Annotated in this window: 13 protein-coding genes and 5 tRNA genes; 4 read left to right on the top strand and 14 right to left on the bottom strand. The window is 59.9% G+C overall.

Going from position 1 to position 18,050, the window contains the following annotated elements:
- Nucleotides 1-143: 143 nt before the first annotated feature.
- The 4 genes from ACTQZF_RS06555 (at nucleotide 144) to ACTQZF_RS06570 (ending at nucleotide 2,693) form a co-directional block, all read left to right on the top strand.
- Nucleotides 144-234, top strand: a tRNA-Ser gene (locus tag ACTQZF_RS06555).
- Nucleotides 235-282: 48 nt separating this feature from the next.
- Nucleotides 283-373: transfer RNA gene (locus ACTQZF_RS06560), tRNA-Ser, on the top strand.
- Between the two features lie 300 nt (nucleotides 374-673).
- A complete protein-coding gene (locus ACTQZF_RS06565; protein WP_229770653.1) occupies nucleotides 674-1,363 on the top strand; it encodes a trimeric intracellular cation channel family protein in 690 nt (229 codons plus the stop codon).
- A 184-nt stretch (nucleotides 1,364-1,547) separates the two neighbouring features.
- Nucleotides 1,548-2,693 (top strand): polymer-forming cytoskeletal protein, encoded by a 1,146-nt coding sequence (locus tag ACTQZF_RS06570; RefSeq protein ID WP_427795613.1) that lies wholly within the window; start codon nucleotides 1,548-1,550, stop codon nucleotides 2,691-2,693.
- Nucleotides 2,694-2,797: 104 nt separating this feature from the next.
- Here ACTQZF_RS06570 and typA read toward each other — a convergent pair whose 3' ends face one another.
- From typA to ACTQZF_RS06640, 14 genes are all read right to left on the bottom strand, one after another.
- A complete protein-coding gene (gene typA, locus ACTQZF_RS06575; RefSeq protein ID WP_154516764.1) occupies nucleotides 2,798-4,636 on the bottom strand; it encodes a translational GTPase TypA in 1,839 nt (612 codons plus the stop codon).
- A gap of 117 nt (nucleotides 4,637-4,753) precedes the next feature.
- Nucleotides 4,754-5,203, bottom strand: a complete 450-nt coding sequence (locus ACTQZF_RS06580) for a hypothetical protein (protein ID WP_154516767.1) — start codon at nucleotides 5,201-5,203, stop codon at nucleotides 4,754-4,756.
- 30 nt (nucleotides 5,204-5,233) lie between these two features.
- Nucleotides 5,234-5,623 carry a hypothetical protein gene (locus ACTQZF_RS06585; RefSeq protein WP_441015226.1) on the bottom strand — a complete coding sequence of 130 codons (390 nt, stop codon included), beginning with the start codon at nucleotides 5,621-5,623 and terminating at the stop codon, nucleotides 5,234-5,236.
- A complete protein-coding gene (locus ACTQZF_RS06590; protein WP_441042203.1) occupies nucleotides 5,624-6,124 on the bottom strand; it encodes a bifunctional nuclease family protein in 501 nt (166 codons plus the stop codon). It lies immediately after the preceding gene.
- A gap of 153 nt (nucleotides 6,125-6,277) precedes the next feature.
- Nucleotides 6,278-6,354, bottom strand: a tRNA-Ile gene (locus ACTQZF_RS06595).
- 4 nt (nucleotides 6,355-6,358) lie between these two features.
- Nucleotides 6,359-6,434, bottom strand: a tRNA-Ala gene (locus ACTQZF_RS06600).
- A 67-nt stretch (nucleotides 6,435-6,501) separates the two neighbouring features.
- Nucleotides 6,502-6,578, bottom strand: a tRNA-Ile gene (locus tag ACTQZF_RS06605).
- Between the two features lie 183 nt (nucleotides 6,579-6,761).
- Nucleotides 6,762-9,473: a DNA gyrase subunit A gene (gyrA, locus tag ACTQZF_RS06610; protein ID WP_441554874.1), complete on the bottom strand. Its 2,712-nt coding sequence runs from the start codon at nucleotides 9,471-9,473 to the stop codon at nucleotides 6,762-6,764.
- Between the two features lie 185 nt (nucleotides 9,474-9,658).
- Complete coding sequence (gene gyrB, locus ACTQZF_RS06615; protein WP_441554862.1) at nucleotides 9,659-11,689, bottom strand: DNA topoisomerase (ATP-hydrolyzing) subunit B; 2,031 nt, start codon at nucleotides 11,687-11,689, stop codon at nucleotides 9,659-9,661.
- Between the two features lie 104 nt (nucleotides 11,690-11,793).
- A complete protein-coding gene (locus tag ACTQZF_RS06620; protein WP_441042208.1) occupies nucleotides 11,794-12,357 on the bottom strand; it encodes a DciA family protein in 564 nt (187 codons plus the stop codon).
- Nucleotides 12,344-13,450 (bottom strand): DNA replication/repair protein RecF, encoded by a 1,107-nt coding sequence (gene recF, locus ACTQZF_RS06625; RefSeq protein ID WP_441554863.1) that lies wholly within the window; start codon nucleotides 13,448-13,450, stop codon nucleotides 12,344-12,346. Before recF ends, ACTQZF_RS06620 begins: the two co-directional genes overlap by 14 nt.
- Nucleotides 13,451-13,459: 9 nt before the next feature.
- The gene (gene dnaN, locus ACTQZF_RS06630; protein WP_427748154.1) at nucleotides 13,460-14,563 is read right to left on the bottom strand and encodes a DNA polymerase III subunit beta; all 1,104 of its coding nucleotides are present in this window, start codon (nucleotides 14,561-14,563) and stop codon (nucleotides 13,460-13,462) included.
- 238 nt (nucleotides 14,564-14,801) lie between these two features.
- Nucleotides 14,802-16,505 (bottom strand): DnaA ATPase domain-containing protein, encoded by a 1,704-nt coding sequence (locus tag ACTQZF_RS06635; protein ID WP_441554864.1) that lies wholly within the window; start codon nucleotides 16,503-16,505, stop codon nucleotides 14,802-14,804.
- Between the two features lie 15 nt (nucleotides 16,506-16,520).
- A complete protein-coding gene (locus tag ACTQZF_RS06640) occupies nucleotides 16,521-17,897 on the bottom strand; it encodes an ATP-binding protein (protein ID WP_441068196.1) in 1,377 nt (458 codons plus the stop codon).
- Nucleotides 17,898-18,050 lie beyond the last annotated feature (153 nt).

The raw sequence follows: 18,050 nt of genomic DNA on the forward strand, positions 1-18,050 counted from the left end.
AACAGTTCGCCTGGGCCGATTACACAGGTCATCGATTGGTTTCGGCACGGTTGGGCAAACGACGGAGCGATGCGATTTAAAAAATGCCAAGTTTTTGGTTTGCACTTTGCGATTCCTCGTGTATACTGACTTTCGCATTTAACGGAGAGTTGTCCGAGTGGCCGAAGGAGCACGATTGGAAATCGTGTAGGCGTCAAAAGCGTCTCCAGGGTTCAAATCCCTGACTCTCCGCCAGTTAATTCCAAAGCAGGCCTTTGTGCCTGCTTTGTTTTTACCCCACGCGGAGGGGTGGCAGAGTGGTTGAATGCGGCGGTCTCGAAAACCGTTTGGCCTGTATAAGGTCACGAGGGTTCGAATCCCTCCTCCTCCGCCATTTTGGTTGAGAAAGCTCCCAACAAAGGGAGCTTTTTTGTTTTGATTCCCTTACAGACAAATACGGCGGCGGAGGAGGGGTTCGAACCCGACAGGGCGTTCAACACCAACCCAGATCTCCAAACATGTACATCACCCTCCAAAGATGTCAAAAAATGTCGTTTTTGGATGCTGATGTACATGTTTGGAACCTGTGACCGCGCCCAGTTCCGACCGTTTACCGAGCAATGGGGTCACGACCTCCCACAACCATGTACTATGTACGGGCATTTTCCAATCCAACTACCCAAAGGAACCCACCTTGCCCGTCATCGCCACTGTAATCGTTACCGCACACGCCTCGGATGCCATGGTTGCCATCCCGTTTTGGCTCGAGATGTTCGCTGTCGTCGCGGCGTCGATTTCGGGTGTACTGGTTGCGCGCGAGCACAAACTCGATCTGGTGGGCGCCGTCGCGCTCGCCGTGGTCTGCGGTCTGGGCGGCGGTCTTTTGCGCGATATGACGCTCCAGGTGGGCAACGTCTACATCCTTAACCAGCCCATGGCGCTTCCGCTGTCCATCGCCACGGCGGCCATCATCTACATCTTCCCTGCCATCGTCGACAAGCCCGACAAGCTCATCCCCCTGCTCGACATCATCTCGGTGGGTATTTATGCGGCAACCGGCGCAGATAAGGCGCTCGTGTACGGATTTGCACCGGTCGTGTGCATCATGATGGGCTTTTTTACCGCGGTAGGCGGCGGCATGCTGCGCGATGGTTTTATGGGCGTGGTGCCGGGTATTTTCCAGCGCACCAACTTCTATGCCATCGCGGCTATCGCTGGATCGGCAAGCTATGTTTGCCTTGTCATGAGCGGCTTGGTCAGCAATGTCGTCGCGCTGGTCGTTTGCGTCGCAGTGACCATGGGCCTGCGCTGGCTCTCGCTGCGCTTTGACATCAAAAGCCCCACCGAGGACGATATCGCGCGTTTCCTACATCGTAAAAAATAGATAGCACGGCCCGGCCCATCGCAAGGTGACAGCCTATCTACAACCGGCCGCAGGCCCGATATCCCACGACGCCTTACGTAGGCAATTGCCCATGCAGAATACTGCAACCGCGAGTTTCTTTTAGAGCGAAGGCGCAATGGGTACCATATTGGGCGTATGCAAATCACCAAGCAAAGGATTCACCATGCCTCACAACCAACCCGCGGCGGCACAACGTCACAACATGCGCGGACGCCTCATTATGGCCTTCGCGCTTATCGCGCTGGCGTTTACCGCGCTGCCTTCCATGGCATTCGCCGGCACCGACACCGCGGGCAATGTTTTCGTGTCCGACGGGGATTCCAGTCCATCCGGCGTCGGGGGCGATCTGTACTGGGCCGGTCAAATCCTTAGCCTGGACGACGCGTCCATCGACCGCGATATCATCGCCGCCGGCGAAAGCCTGTCGATTCGCGACTGCACCGTAGGCGGCGCCGTTCGCCTGGCGGCGCGCACCATCGATATCGCCAAGACCACCATTGATGGAAGCGTGACAGTTGCCGCTCAGCACGTCGTACTTAACTCCGGCAGTACCGCCAATTGCTTCTATGCCGCAGGTGAGACGGTTGCCCTGCGCGGCTCCGCCAAGTCGGCAGTGCTCGCGGGCAGTACGGTAACCATCGACGGCACTGTCGATGGCGATGTTGAGGTCTGGGCCGACAAGCTGGTGCTCGGCAAAAACGCCAACATCACCGGCACCGTAAACGCTCATGTCTCACAGGACCCCGAACGCGCCGACGGCGCCAAAGTGGGAGCCCTCAAGATCGACCGCACCGAGAACGAGGATACCTCCACCATCAACGACGTCATCGGCGGCATCGTTGCCGCAGCTCTTTCCACCTGCTTTGTCGCGATTCTCCTTGAGCTCGTCTTTCCGCGTGCAACAGCCAGCGCGGCCGGCATGCTTCACCAGCACCCCGCCCCGCTGTGGGTGAGCGGTCTTTTGGGCACGGTAGCCGCCGCTCCCGCCATCTTGCTGCTCATCATCTCGATTGCCGGCCTGTCGCTCGCCGGAGCCCTGATGTGCGGCGTCATCGGCATCGCCCTGGTCTCGGCGGCCTTTGCGGGCACCGCGGTCGCACGCATGGTCGGGCACAGCCAGAACCGCTACGCCATGGCCGCCGTGGGCGGCGCCATCGCCGGCGCCCTTACAGCACTTCCCCTTATGGGCAACTTTATCAGCGGCGTAGCCTTCGTCTTTATGCTGGGCTATCTCATTCAGATCATCTGGCGCAGCGCCCACGTCAAACCGCAACAGGCCCCCAACACCCCGGGCCTTCCCTCCGCCTAACCGCCAACCACCGCAAAGGTGCCCTTCCTCTTTGTGGTGGTACAAAAAGGGCGCCGGCCGCGATGGTCGACGCCCTTTCTTGTGAATACTACAGAGCTCAGCGCTTATTTGTTGACCTGACCGGCGCGAACGGCAGCCTTCTTGCGATCGGTGGCGTTGAGCAGACGCTTGCGCAGACGGATGTTCTTGGGGGTGATCTCCACCAGTTCGTCATCGGCGATGTACTCCAGCGCCTCCTCCAGCGAGAAGGTGCGAGGCGGCACCAGCTGCACGGAGATATCGGAGGTCGAGGAACGCTGGTTGCCCAGGTTCTTGGTACGGGCGATGTTGACGACCATGTCGCCGGCCTTGCTGCGCTCGCCCACGATCATGCCCTCGTAGCACTCGACACCCGGCTCAACAAACAGCTGGCCGCGCTCCTGCAGCGTGCCCAGAGCGTAGGCAACGGCCTTCTCGGTGGTCATGGAGATCATGGCGCCGTTCTGACGGTTGCCGATCTCGCCGGCGTAAGGACCGTACTCCAGGAAGGTGTGATAGAACACGCCCTCGCCGTGAGTGACGTTCATGATGCGGTTCTTAAGGCCCATGATGCCGCGGGTCGGGATCTTAAACTCAAGGTGCGTCACGATGCCCGAGGTGTCCATGCTGGTCATAATGCCGCCAGAGGTGCCAAAGACCTCGACGACCTTGCCCGAGTACTCGTCCGGGCACTCGACGACGGCCTGCTCGACTGGCTCCATCTTGTTGCCGTTCTCATCCTTCTTAAACAGAACGCGGGGACGGCCGACCTGGAACTCAAAGCCCTCGCGACGCATGGACTCCATCAGGACGGACAGGTGCAGAATGCCGCGGCCCGAGACCTCGACGCCGCTCTTGTCCTCGAGCTCCTCAATCTTCATGGTCACATTGTTCTCGGCCTCATTGAACAGGCGCTCCTTGAGCTGACGAGCGCCCACAATATCGCCATCGCGGCCGACGAGCGGAGAGGTCGAAGCCTCGAAGACGATGGACAGGGTCGGCGGATCGATCTCGATAGGCTCGAGCTCGACGGGGTTCTCGGGATCGGTGTAGACATCGCCGATGTCGGTGCGCTCGATACCCACGACGGCGGCAATGTCGCCGGCGCCGACTTCCTGGCACTCGGTGCGGCCCAGGTAGTCGAAGGTAAAGAGCTGCTTGACGGTAGCGGTGGCGCTGGAACCGTCGTTCTTGACGACCAGGATCTGATCGCCCTGGCGAATGGTGCCGGAGTACACACGGCCAATGCCGATGCGGCCGACAAAGTTGGAGTGGTCGATGGTCACGCACTGCATAGCGAGCGGCGCGGTCTCGTCAACCTCGGGCGCGGGCATGTCGTCGATGATCATGTCGAGCAGCGGGTACATGTCCATGTTGCCGTCGTTGGGGTCAAGGCGGGCAAAGCCATTCATGGCGCTGGCATAGACCACGTGCTCCATGGCAAACTCGAGCTGGTCGTCGGTGGCGCCCAGGTCGGCCATAAGGTCCAGACAGTCGTTATAGGCCTTCTCGGGGTTGGCGCCCGGACGGTCGATCTTGTTGATGACGATCATGATCTTAAGGCCGGTGTCGATGGCGTGACGTAGGACAAAGCGGGTCTGGGGCATGGGGCCCTCAAAGGCGTCGACCAGCAGCAGGGCGCCGTCGGCCATGCGCAGCACGCGCTCGACCTCACCGCCAAAGTCGGCGTGGCCCGGGGTGTCGATGACGTTGATCTTAACGTCCTTGTACTCGATAGAGATGTTCTTGGCGAGAATCGTGATGCCGCGCTCGCGCTCCTGGTCGTTGGAGTCCAGGACGCGATCCTCGACCTGCTGGTTGGCACGGAAGGCGTCCGTGGCACGCAGGAGCTTGTCAACCATCGTCGTCTTACCGTGGTCGACGTGGGCGATAATGGCGATGTTCCTCAGATTGTCTACGCGCATGTAGTTCCCCTATCTTCTATCTATATACAAACGGCACGCGTATGCGACCCGTCCAGCAACACAACGCTCGGCGGGAATATTGAGCCTTTTACCGAAAACTCGTTTATTTTAGCGATTCTAGATGAGAGGGGTTTCCTCACCTGCAGGTTCAGGGTCGCTCCACATAAAACCATCGCCGGCGCCCATGCCCTCGTACAGCACATATGCCGAAAAACCGCTCTCGAGCGTGGTCTCGAAGAAGCTAACGAGCAAAGCGTCGTGATATCCACCCTCGATCTCCACACAGCCGGTGTAGCCGATGGCATAGCGGGCGATGCGGCCCAGGCCTTCGTCCTTGAGACCCATCTTGTGCTCGGAGATAAAGTTGGTGGCAGCCTCCAGGCATGCTTCCTCACCGTCCTCGTCGAGAGCCGCAAGGTAGCGGTTGGAGGCGGCATCCTCGATCGCCACGACAACGCCCGGGTTTTCACCGGCGGCAAGGTCGTCCAAAAACGCACCGATCAGATCGCACACCATGGCGTCGAGCTCGGCGGAGACGTTACCGGCGTCCTGCATATCCTGTGCCATCTTTTGACCTTCCCATCGCATTCGGCGTCGTTATAACTCCTGTGCCTCGGCCGCGATTCTGGCGGCAGCGTCACGGGCGCGAACCATATCCGCCGCGCGCTTGTCGAGCACCTTGATCTGGTTGGTCAGCATTACCGCATCGACCACGCCCCAGATCACCAGGCCCGTCGAAATCGAAAACCCAAGCGCACCAACTGTACCACGAAGCCGCGACAAGATTACCGCGGCAAGCGCGGAGACAACAACCATCTTGATATAGGAGTCACGGCGCTCGCGAAGAGTGCGAGCCTGCGTCACATACGCAATGCGCGCGGCCTCAAATGCCTCGGCGCGCATATGGGCCTCACGCGCGATAGCGGCTGCTTCGGCCGACACGCTGGTGCCCATCAGCGCTCGCCGTGCATCGTGCTCAACCGACATTTAGAAATCATCGGGCGAGAGCGTGTGGACAAACTCGTCAAACTTCTCGAACTCACTCTCGTCGTCAACCTCGTCGGCAAGCGGAGAGACGGTGCCCAAGCGATTCATGATGTCGTCCTCCACAAACATGGGGGCATTGCTGCGCACGGCAAGGGCGATAGCGTCGCTCGGTCGTGCGTCAAGCATATGCTCGCCCCTATCGGTGTGCACGACGACCGTCGCGTAGAACACCGGCGGCTCGGCGCGCACGATCTCGATACGCTCGATCTTCGCTCCCACCACTTCGATGGTATCGAGCAAAAGATCGTGGGTGATGGGGCGATCGGTGCGGCCGGTATCGATACCGCGGCTGATGGCCGCTGCCTCGTAGGAACCGGTCTGGATGGAAAGAGAGCGCAGCGGCGCGGACGAATCCGACTTACGGCAACGCTCGCGCAAGACGATCAGCGATGGCACGGGACCGGCGGCCATGACGATGGTCTCTATGTCGACACGAACCATGGAACACCTCCGGTACGTTGTTATTGGCATGCGCGGCAGCTCCGCCGCGTTGAATAGCTATACTACCCAAACTTTCGCACCGCACACAAAAACTTATTGGATAGGTAAGAAAAGAGCCCCGAGGCAATAGCTCGGGGCTCTTTACGTTTTAGATGGTGGACCTGACAAGATTCGAACTTGTGACCTCCCGGTTATCAGCCGGACGCTCTAACCAACTGAGCTACAGGTCCATCATGGTGGAGGTTAGGGGGATCGAACCCCTGACCTCAGGCTTGCAAAGCCCGCGCTCTCCCAGCTGAGCTAAACCCCCACGGAGACAGTAATAAACACCCCAGCGGCGACTCGGCTCTCGCTGGGGTGTTTATTGCGAAAGAAAGTGGTGGACCTGACAAGATTCGAACTTGTGACCTCCCGGTTATCAGCCGGACGCTCTAACCAACTGAGCTACAGGTCCATCGCGCAAGGGATATATTAGACGAGTCGTTACGCACGCGTCAACAACTTTTTTGAAAATCTTTGAAGGGTGTCGGCCCCGGCTGCCCGGCGTGGGGTTCAAAGATTGTCAAAAAAGCGGTCGGCGCGCAGTGCGCCGACCGCCGATATATGGGGTCTGATGATTTTTACCAGCTAGGTCCTCTTACTCGTCTAGGAGATCCTCTGGCATGTCGTTGCCGTCGCCTAGGTCGACTGGGGCCTCTTCGGTGACGTCTGCGGTCTCGGCACTTTCGCCCTCGGGCTTCTCTTCGGCGGCCGTCATGCGGGCAACGGCGCACACGCGGTCGTCATCGCTTACGGTCATCATCTTGACACCCTGCGTGGTTCGACCGGTCTGGCTGATCTCGTCGGTCTTGACGCGAATGACCGTCGCGCCCTCCGTCACGATAAACAGCTCATGCTGCGGGCCGACCGCCTTCATGGCCGCAAGGTTGCCCTTGCGCTCGGTCATTTGGATGGTGTAGACACCCTGGCCGCCGCGGTTTTGCTCCGGATAATCCGAGACCGGCGTGCGCTTGCCGTAGCCGCACTCGGTAATGACAAACAGGTCGCCCTCGCCGTTGGTGACCTCCATGCCCAGGACACTCACGCCGTCCTTCATGCCAATGCCGCGGACACCGCTGGTGTCGCGGCCGGTAGCGCGAACCTGGTCCCCGGGGAACATGATCGCCTTGCCCGCAGTGGTGGCCATGATGATCTTGTCGCCCTCGCGTACGCGGCGCACGGCGAGCAGCGCGTCGTCGTCCCTCAGGTTGATGGCGATTAGGCCATCGCGGCGGCTGCGATCATAGGCACTCATCACGGTCTTCTTGACCATGCCGTTCTTGGTGGCAAACATCAGGTACTCATCGGCGGGGAACTCACGACAGCTAATGACGCTCGCGATCTTCTCGCCCTCCTCAAAGGGAAGCAGGTTGACGATTGCGGTGCCGCGCGCCTGGCGCGTACCAACCGGCAGCTCGTGCACCTTCAGACGGTAGACCTTGCCCTTGCTCGAGAAGAACAGCACATACTCGTGGGTGGACGCGATAAACATCTCGTCGATAACGTCGTCCTCTTTAAGGTTGACGCCCGACACGCCCTTGCCCCCGCGCTTCTGGGCGCGGTAAGCGGCCACCGGGATACGCTTCACATAGCCGGTGTGGGTGATCGTCACGACCATGTCCTCGTCGGCGATGAGGTCCTCGACGTCCAGATCCTTCTCGACCTGGCTGATCTCGGTACGGCGCTTGTCGCCAAACTTCTTGGAGATCTCGCGCATCTCTTCCTTGATAACGCCCAGAATCTTCTCCTCGTGCGTCAGCAGGTCCTCGTAGTAGGCGATAGCACGGCGCAGGCCGTCCAGCTCTTCCTGGATCTTGTCGCGCTCCAGGCCGGTCAGGCGACGCAGCTTCATCTCGAGGATGGCCGTGGTCTGCTCGGGCGTAAAGCCAAAACGCTCAATCAGGCGGCTGCTGGCCTCGGCATCGGTCTGCGAGGAGCGGATGATGCTAATGACCTCGTCGATATGGTCGAGGGCCATAAGGTAGCCCTCAAGGATATGTGCACGGGCCTGGGCCTTTTTAAGGTCAAAGTGGGTGCGGCGGGTGACTACGTCGACCTGGTGGTCGATGTAGTGCTGCAGCATCTCGCGCAGGCTCAGGCATTTAGGAACGCCATTGACGAGCGCCAGATTGTTGGCACCAAAGGTGGTCTGCAGCGAGGTGTACTTATACAGGTTGTTAAGTACGACCTGCGGGATAACGCCCTTCTTGAGCTCAATGACCAGACGGATGCCCTTTTGGTTGGACTCGTCGCGCATGTCCGAGATGCCCTCGATGCGCTTGTCGTTTACGAGCTGGGCGATTTTCTCCTGCAGGGTGCCCTTGTTGACCATGTAGGGAATCTCGGTAAAGACCAGGCGGCTGCGGCCGGTCTTGGTGGACTCCACATGGGCCTTGGCACGCACGGTGATGGAACCGCGGCCGGTCTCGTAGCTCTGCCTAATGCCGGCGCTACCCATGATGATGGCACCGGTGGGAAAGTCCGGGCCGGGCATAATCTGCATGAGCTCGTCGACGGTGGCGTCGGGGTTGTCGATCAGGTAGCAGGTGGCCTCGATCGCCTCGGTGAGGTTATGCGGGGCGATATTGGTGGCCATGCCTACAGCGATGCCTTGGCTGCCGTTAACCAGCAGGTTGGGGAAGCGTGCGGGCAGTACCACGGGCTCGGCGAGCGACTCGTCGTAGTTGGGCTGCCAGTCGACGGTATCCTTCTGCAGGTCGCGGAGCAGTTCCATGGCGGGCTTTGCCAGACGGCTCTCGGTGTAACGCATAGCTGCGGCACCGTCGCCGTCGATGTTGCCAAAGTTGCCGTGGCCGTCGATAAGCGGCGTGCGCATGGAGAACCACTGCGCCAGACGAACCATGGTCTCATAGACCGCGGAGTCGCCGTGGGGGTGGTACTTACCGATAACTTCGCCGACCGTCCAGGCCGACTTCTTGTGCGGGCGGTTGGGGTAGATGCCGCTCTCGTTCATGGCGTACAGGATGCGGCGGTGCACCGGCTTTAAGCCGTCGCGCACGTCCGGCAGGGCGCGTGCCGTAATGACCGACATCGAGTATTCGATAAACGACTGTTTTATCTCGCGGCCAAACTCCGAAATCTGGAGCTGGCCGCCGTTGATGTCCTCGCCGGCCGAGGCACCGCGATCGACCGCGCCAAAGCTCTCCTCGAGCTCGGCGTCGTCATCCTCTTCCTCTTCATCCTCGACATCGGGGTTGTAGGAATCCGGATCGCCATCCTCGCCCTGCTCGGCGCGGGCGAGCAGGCGCTTCAGATCATCGGGCATACCGGCGTCGCCGGCCGCGTCCATACCCTCGTTGTTGTTGATATCGTCTGCCACGTTACCTCCTCATGGTTTGCGTGGTCCATTAGTTCCCTACCACGGAGACGGCTTTTCCAGGTGCCGCAGATTCGCCCGAAAGAGGAGGGAAGCGTACTTGGGTACGCAACCGACGATTGAGGGCGAAGGTGCGGTGGCTGGGAAAGCCGAACAGGTTAGGCATCTAAGAAGCGTGCATCATGCGCGTGTTTTTCAATGTACTCGCGGCGATAGCCCACCTCGGAACCCATGAGCTCGCGTACGGCACGGTCCGCCACCACGGCATCCTCGATCGTCACGCGCTGCAAAATGCGGGTCTTGGGGTCCATCGTCGTCGAGGCAAGCTGCTTGGGGTCCATCTCACCCAGGCCCTTGTAGCGCTGGACGGTATAGCCCTTGCGCTTCTTGGTGATCTTGCCATCCTTGGCCTTGCCGCCCTCGTCGTTGTCGTCGGGGTTCAGGCCCAGGCTCTGAATGGTGTCGCGCAGAATCTCGTCTTCGGGCTGTCGGCCGTTGGGATACACGTAGTGGATCTTGTTGCGCACCTTAATGCCAAAGATGGGCGGGCAGGCAACATAGACATAGCCGGCATCGATCAGCGGACGCATGTACTTGTAGAAGAACGTCAGCAACAGGATGCGGATATGCGCACCGTCGACGTCTGCATCGGTCATGATGATGATCTTGTGGTAGCGCGCCTTGGTGATATCGAAGTCGCCGCCGTCGCCGGCGCTCGTCGTGACGCCGCAACCGATCGCGGTGATCAGCGACTGGATGGTGTCGCTCGAGAACGCACGATGGTCACCCACGCGCTCGACGTTCAGAATTTTGCCGCGCAGGGGCAGAATCGCCTGGATGTCTCGGCGGCGGCCGTCCTTGGCCGAACCGCCTGCCGAGTCTCCCTCTACGATGAAGAGCTCGGTCAGCTCGGCATCGCGCACCGAGCAGTCGGCGAGTTTGCCGGGCAGCGACGCCGTCTCGAGCAGGCTCTTGCGACGGGTCGCCTCGCGCGCCTTGCGGGCGGCGTTGCGGGCCTTGCAGGCCTGCTGCGCCTTCTTGACGATCTCGCGGGCGGGCTTGGGGTGCTCCTCGAGGTAGTCGGCAAGACCGTCGGTCACGATCTTGAGCGTAAGCGCGCGCATGTAGGAACTACCGAGCTTGGCCTTGGTCTGGCCCTCAAACTGCGGATCGGGCAGCTTGACCGAGATGACGGCCGAGAGACCCTCGCGCACGTCGTCACCGCTCAGGTTGGCCTCTTTCTCCTTAAGCAGGTTCTGCTTGCGGGCGTAATCGTTAATCACGCGGGTGAGGGCGGTGCGGAAGCCCTCAAGGTGCATGCCGCCCTCGGGGGTGTAGATGTCGTTGGCAAACGACATGACGTTCTCGCCATAACCGGCGTTCCACTGCAGGGACACCTCGACCTCGCCCATCTTGGCCACGGGCGCATCCGGGTCCGATTTGCCCTCAATGTAGATGGGCTCCTTAAAGGCCTCGGGGACGTCCTTGCCGTCGTTGAGGAACTTGACGAAGTCGATGATGCCGCCCTCGTAGCAAAACTCCTCCACGCGGGGAGCCGCCTCACGCTCGTCAGTCAGCACGATCTTGAGGTTCTTGTTGAGAAACGCCGTCTCTTGCAGACGATTGTGCAGTGTATCGAAATCGTAGACGCAGGTCTCGAAGATCTCGTCGTCGGGCCAGAAGGAGACGGTGGTGCCCGTCGAATCCGAGGTGCCCACGACCTCCATCTTCTTGACGGTCTTGCCGCGCGAGAATTCCATCTCGTAGATATTGCCGTCGCGGCGCACCTGCACGACCACGCGCTTGGACAGGGCGTTGACAACGGAGATGCCCACGCCGTGCAGGCCGCCGGAAACCTTATAGGCCGAGTTATCGAACTTACCGCCGGCGTGAAGGATCGTCATGACGACCTCGAGCGTCGGAATCTTTTTGACAGGGTGCTCGTCGACGGGGATGCCGCGCCCGTTATCGACGACCGCAATGGAGTTGTCGGCGTGGACCGTCACCTGAATCTCGGTGCAGAAACCGGCCATGGCCTCGTCGACGGAGTTGTCAACGATCTCCCACACCAGGTGGTGCAGACCGCTGGCGCTCGTCGAGCCGATATACATGCCCGGGCGCTTACGGACGGCCTCGAGACCCTCGAGGATCTTAATTTCGCCGCCATCGTAATCGTTTTCGTTTGCCACACGTCCTCCTTCGGTTAAGAAAATCTGTATAGCCTTACTATTTTATCGTAAAAAATACCCTCGGGGACGAGGGTATTTGCCTATACAAGGCCACCAGATGCGATTTAAGACTCTTTTTTGCTTTGCACGCCCTTGGCCCACTCGGCACTGGCCCTCATGGCGTTCTGGAGGGCCTCACGCAGTTTTTGGTCTTCGATGGGCGACACCTGGCGCTCGATCTCGGCGCGCTCGGCTTCATTCAGGTCGGCATGCGGCGCGGGCGGGCGCTCGGTCGCGACCGGGCGCAGGCGCTCTTTTGCCGCAGGCGGCGTGTGGCCGGGGCGGGTCGTCTTAAATACCAGGCCATCCACATGCGCGCCGGCACGCTCCATGCGTGCGCGGATTATCTCGCGCAAAAGTGTCATCTCCTGTGTCCACGAGGGCGAATCGAGATACACCAGCAGCTCGTTGGACTCGGGAAGATAACGCAGCCCCGTCACGTGCCGGCCCTCGCGCGTGCCCGAGCACACCGCGTTCCAAGCACGGTAGACCGCGCGCGATTCCTCGGCGGCCTCCATTTGCGCACGACGCTCGGGCGTAGCCGACGCCAAGATGCGCTGGCGCTCGGCACCCAAAAAGTCACTGAAGGCAGCCGTGCCGTTCTCACGCTCGTAATTAGCATGCCTCACCCATGCTCACCACCTTGGCTCGATCAAGTAACTCATCGGTAAAGTATCCCAAATTGGTGGTGGTTATGACTGTCTGGATGTCGTCGCCGATCAGCTGCAAAAAAGCGGCGCGGCGATCGCCGTCGAGCTCGCTCATCACGTCATCCAAAAGCAGCAGCGGGGCGGTACCCAGAATATCGCGGGCTACGGCCACCTCGGCCACCTTCCAAGCCAGGACCAACGTACGTTGCTGACCCTGACTGGCAAACGATCGGGCCGAGCGGCCGGCGACCGAAAACTCAATCTCGTCGCGGTGCGGACCCACGAGTGTCACGCCGCGGCGGATTTCCTCGTCGGCGCGCTCGTCGAGCGCCGCGAGCATGCGCTCGTATGCCCAGCCCCTCAGCTCCTCGCGGTCATCGGTCTGGGGCAGCTCCCCCAACGTGGACGCATAGGCCACATCGGCCTCCTCCCCGGACGCAACCAGCCCGTAGGCGTTGCGCACGTGGGCGTCCAAGCGATCGAGCAAGGCCAAGCGGTGCACCAGCAGGGCCGATCCGGCGCGGGCAATCGACTCATTCCACGCACCAAGCATCTCACGGCAGCACCATGTCTCTTTGAGCAGGGCGTTACGCTGCGTCACGCAGCGGCCATAGGCGCTTGCCAGATCGGCATAGCGGGCGCTCAGCTGCACACCAAAGTCGTCGAGCGCGGCGCGACGCACGCTGGCACCGCGCTTAACCATATCCAGATGATCGGGGCAGAACAAAACACTCGGCAGCACGCCGCGCACGCCAGAGGCGGCACATCGCTTGCCGTTGCGGCTAAACGAACGCTTACCGTCCTCCACGCATAGGCCCATGTCCAGTACGCGGCCATCGCCCTCGAGCCTAAGCTCGGCCTTGCACAAACCCGTGCCGTCGTGCACAAGCTCGGCGGCAGTGGAATGCCTAAACGAGGCGCCGCTCGTTAGCAGCTGCAGTGCCTCTATGAGGTTGGTCTTTCCCGCCGCGTTGGGCCCCGCGAGCACCGTCACGCCATCGCTCAGTGCCAGGCGATAGCTATCGAAGCTGCGGTAGCGCGCGACAGAAAGGTCGCGGGCGAACATGGCCATAGGGCGCCGCTAGATGCGCACCGGCATGACCAGGTACAGATAGTTGATCTTGTCGTAGGACTTAAAGATGCCGGCCTGCGAGTAGCTCTTGAGCTCCAGCGTGATCTCCTTCTCCTTGGACAGGGCGTTGAGACAGCCAAAGATGTAGTGGTAGTTAAAGGCAATGGTGCCCGACTCGCCCTCGGCCTCGACATCAATCGTCTCCTGCGCCAGATCCTGGTCATTGGAGATGGAGGACAGGCCCATCTGGCCGTTCTCGACATCGATCTCAAACTTGACGGCGGGGTTGGCGCTCGCGATGACCGCCACGCGCTTGAGGGCGGCATTAAAAGCTGCCACGTCGATCTTGACGCTCGTTACGCATGAATCGGGGATGAGCTGCTTGTAGTTGGGATACACACCCTCTATGCGGCGCGACACGTAGGTGGTGTTGCCGGCTTCAAAGACAACCTGGGTGTCGGTGGCACCGATCATAATGGTCGCCTGGCTCGCCATGATGCTCAGGGCGTCGTTGAAGGCATCGGCCGGCACGTTGAGCTCAAAGGAACCCTCGAGCGTCGAGGTCTCCACCTGCGTATCGCACACGGCCAGACGGAAGGAGTCGGTCGCCACCAGGCGCACGGTGTTGTTTTCGACTCTCATATGCACACCGCCCAGGATGGGGCGGGCCTTGTCGGTCGAGGTGACGCGCCACACGCGGCTGACCATCTCGGACAGAATGTCGGTCGGGAGCTCAACGGCGCTCTCGATGGCATAGGCCGGGAACTCGGGGAAATCGTTGGCATCGAGCGTATTCAGGCGGAAGGAACTCTTCTCGCAACCGATCAGCACCTGGCGCTCCGAAAGCTCAAAGGTAACTGGGGCATCGGGAAGGGTCTTGGTGATGTTGGAGAGCATCTTGCAGGGGATTACCATCTCACCTTCCTCTTCCACATGTGCCGCGATGCGGTGACGAATCGAGATAGTGTAGTTAGAGGTCTGGAATTCCAAGATGCCGTCTTGTGCCTTGATGAGCACGCCCGACAGAATGGGGAGGGTGGATGCCGAAGCGACGCCCTTCATGACGACGCCGATTGCTTGCGTAAGCGAGCTCTGGCTGACGGTGAACTTCATCTTTTAATACCTTTCTATAGATATAAATATCTTAATAATAGTAATAGTACTGACGAAACTGTTGATTACTCCCAAACATGCAGGTCAAACCCAAAAAGAGAATCGACAGTTCCCTGTGTGCAACAGGGGTCGTTTTCCACGTTCAAAACCTGCGCAAAACTTTTCATCGGAGCGGGCTGGGTTTTAGACACCTTATGCCCGCGGTTTCGACAAGTTTTCAACAGGTGTGCCTATTTCCCTACGAGCGCAGTGTAATTTTGTCTCGTAGCGATTTGAGGTCCTCGGTCACGGTCCGGTCTTCCTGGATCATCTTCTGGACTTTTTTGTAGCTCGTGCTGACGGTCGAGTGGTTGCGGTTGCCAAACTCCGCACCCACGGCGGTGGTTGTCATCTCGCACATCTCGATCGCTAGGTAAATGGCGATATGGCGCGCCTTGGCGATATTGGCATTGCGGCGCGGACCAATGAGCTCCTCATGCGTCACGCCGTATTGCTCCTCGATAACAGACTGAACTGTCTGCACGTTGATCTTTTTGGCCGACGTGTCGAAGTACTGGCTGGCGATGGCATCGATGTCGTCGAAGCTCAGCTCGCTACCCTCGCGCTCGCGGTCGCCCGCCTCCCCGGCGCAGCGCTCGCAGAAGCTCTCGAGCTCACGGATGTTGGTGCCCGATACCTCCGCCATATGTTTAAAGTGCTCGTCGGTCAGATGTCCGCTGTCGCCACCGTAGGCCGCCAGCAGCGAGTCGTCGCCCGCTTCGGGCGCCGCCGCGATCGTGTTCTCGTAATAGCGCTGCAGAATCTTGTATTTCATCTCGTAGCTGGGCTCTGCTACCAAGCAGAGCATGCCGGCGTTAAAGCGGCTGGTCAGGCGCTCGTCCATGTTCAGGTCCTTGGGCGCACGGTCTGCGGCAATCACGACTTTCTTGTTGTTGCGGATAAACTCGTCCATGAGCTGGAAAAAGTAGTCCACGCTCGCGCGTTTGCCGATGATGTTTTGGATGTCATCGATGATGAGCACGTCCACGCCGTGGTATGCCTGCATGATGGGAGCGTTACTCTTCTTTTGGCGGTCGAATTCTGTCATCAGATCATCGATGTATGCCTGTGAGTTGGCATATTTCACTTTGATCTCGGGCGACTTCTCGGCGAGCTCGTTTTTGATGGCGAGCAGCAGGTGGGTCTTGCCTAAGCCCGATTTGCCATAGATGAACAGGGATGTGCAAGTACCGCGTTCGTCTGCGAGTGCGGCGAATTTAAGCGCCGAACGATAGGCGTGGCTGTTTTCGGGGCCGTAGACAAAGTTTTCGAAGGTGAATTTTGAGTTGGCCACGAGGGGTGCGCCATCGGCGTTCTGCTCGCCCGGCGCCGCAGCCGTGGGGACGCTCACAGGCGATGTCGAGACTGGTTTTGCGCTCTTGGCGGGTGCCACGCCCTTCATCTGATTCATCATGCGGCGGAAATCGTCGGCCGACAGCGTGTTTTTGATCGCGACGCCCGGTTCTTCGCCCGGCGTCGCGTCGTGCGCGACGGGCATGTGTGAAACGCTGGGCGCGGTTGCTACCGGCACGGCTGTTGCGTGGGGCATGGTTTCACGGGAAACATCGCTCGCATTGGTCTCCGGAGCCGCCACGGGGGCGACGGTCGTCAAAGGGGGAGTGACGGGTGCCGTCCCTGTGGCGCCTGTCGTGGGACCCTGCGGGGCCACGATGTTGAGCGCGATCGGCGCAAAGGCAATCTCTTCTAGGTAGTGCTCGATAGTCGGCTGGTGCTTTTTGAGCTGCGCAATGGCAAAGCGCGACGGTGCCTCGATGGTCAAGGTGTCCTCGGTCAGGCTCACGGCACGCGATTGCCCCAACATGTTGATGAGGCGTGCATCTTGGCCGTCGCGCTGGCAAAAGGCGATGGCATCCTCCAGGATGATGCTTGCTTCCTCGTCCACTGTCTCTCCCGTTCCTTAACTTTGGGCACGCACGCGAGCGCTGCCGAGTTCGGTCAGATGGTATTTCTGACCGTGTTTGATTACCAAGCCGGCCTGCGCCAAGTCATTGAGTGTGCGTGACCATGTGGGCGCGGAGTTTCCAAATGCTCGCGCCAGGTCGGTGGCGCCGCACTCTTGGTTTTGAGACAGATATCCCAGCGCCGCGTTGCCGCGCTCGCTCACAAACACGTCCGGTTGCGGCTGTGCGTATTGATTCGCCGCATTAGGATACATCATTTGAGCTGCTGGTTGTTGAGAACTCTGCATGGTTGGCATCGGCTGTTGAAAACTTTGCGGCCACTGTTGGTATGGCTGCGGCGGCATCTGCTGGGCCCAGGGATGGTACGGCTGCGGCATCTGCTGATACGGCTGCTGATAGCCCTGGGGATACTGCTGCATATATTGCTGGGAGTATCCCTGCTGCGGCATATATTGTCCCGGATATGCCTGCGGGTACGGTTGGAAGCCCATCTGCCGAGCTCCTTGCATGCCCGTCACCTGCTGCATCGCGGCTGCATCCAAATCGGCCGGGACCATGGACTCTGCCGAGCCTTGAGTTGTCGTCTGTCCCGCGGGCTGGGGGTCCTGCATGGGCGGCATGCTGGGTTGATGCATCTGCTGCGAAGCCATGGGCCGTTGCAGTGGGGACGCGGCCATGGTTTGCTGCGGAGTCATCATTGCTTGCTGTGGAAATGCTCCCGGCAGTGGGTATTCCGACCCCTGGGCCTCGGGGCGCACGGCTGCCCCGCGCCCTCCCGCGCGCTCAATTTCCTGCACGCGCTTGGGGTCGAGGCTCACCGTGACGACGGTGCCGTTGCCCATGTTATCTTCGATGGAGACTGCCCCGCCGGCGTTTTCCAGGTATTCCTGCACCATGGGAAAACCTGCCCCGGTGCCGCGTATATACCGCTTCATCTTGCTGTTTGCGCTGGTGACGCCAAAGTCGAAGGCGCGCTCTTTGTCGTCGATGCCCGGACCTTGGTCGGCAAAGCGGATAGTTTCCCCGCCGTCCAGGATCGAGATAATGGGCTCGGCAAAGTGGGCGTGGATAAAGTTTTCGACAATCTCGCGGATAACCATGAGCGAGATGTGTCCGCCTTGCTCTTTCATGCACTGGTAGACGGTGTTAGTCGTCTCTTCCAGATACGTGCGGATGTCTTGCGGCTCGATGACGATCACGCGCGGGGTCGAAAGCATGTCGTCATAGACGGCGACGCGCGCCGCATACATGGTTTTCGGTGTCTGTTTTGATGTCTGCTCGCCCTCTTCGCGCTCTTCGCGTACGCCGTTGATGTGCTCGTTGTCGGGTGCCGGGTCACCGGAATCGACCATGGTGTAAAAGTCGTCAGACATGCCGCTCGCAATCTTTCAAAAGGTTTCGGATAAATAGTAGCTCACCGCGCAATGTTTCTCATCTTTCGACAAGTTTTCAAAACATGTTGAAAACTTTGGAAAATGGGCGAAAAGTTCTCAACATTGCCAACATGACCTGTCGAAAACTCGGTG

The organism is Collinsella sp. LCP19S3_H3, from assembly GCF_052119145.1.
Taxonomy (GTDB): Bacteria; Actinomycetota; Coriobacteriia; order Coriobacteriales; family Coriobacteriaceae; genus Collinsella.

Bases quoted from the DNA above. Each gene is read 5' to 3' on its own strand.
- ACTQZF_RS06570 (WP_427795613.1), top strand. From the start codon at position 1,548: ATGCCTCACAACCAACCCGCGGCGGCACAACGTCACAACATGCGCGGA.
- typA (WP_154516764.1), bottom strand. From the start codon at position 4,636: ATGCGCGTAGACAATCTGAGGAACATCGCCATTATCGCCCACGTCGAC.
- ACTQZF_RS06580 (WP_154516767.1), bottom strand. From the start codon at position 5,203: ATGGCACAGGATATGCAGGACGCCGGTAACGTCTCCGCCGAGCTCGAC.
- ACTQZF_RS06585 (WP_441015226.1), bottom strand. From the start codon at position 5,623: ATGTCGGTTGAGCACGATGCACGGCGAGCGCTGATGGGCACCAGCGTG.
- ACTQZF_RS06590 (WP_441042203.1), bottom strand. From the start codon at position 6,124: ATGGTTCGTGTCGACATAGAGACCATCGTCATGGCCGCCGGTCCCGTG.
- gyrA (WP_441554874.1), bottom strand. From the start codon at position 9,473: ATGGACGCGGCCGGCGACGCCGGTATGCCCGATGATCTGAAGCGCCTG.
- recF (WP_441554863.1), bottom strand. From the start codon at position 13,450: ATGGCCATGTTCGCCCGCGACCTTTCTGTCGCGCGCTACCGCAGCTTC.
- dnaN (WP_427748154.1), bottom strand. From the start codon at position 14,563: ATGAAGTTCACCGTCAGCCAGAGCTCGCTTACGCAAGCAATCGGCGTC.
- ACTQZF_RS06640 (WP_441068196.1), bottom strand. From the start codon at position 17,897: ATGTCTGACGACTTTTACACCATGGTCGATTCCGGTGACCCGGCACCC.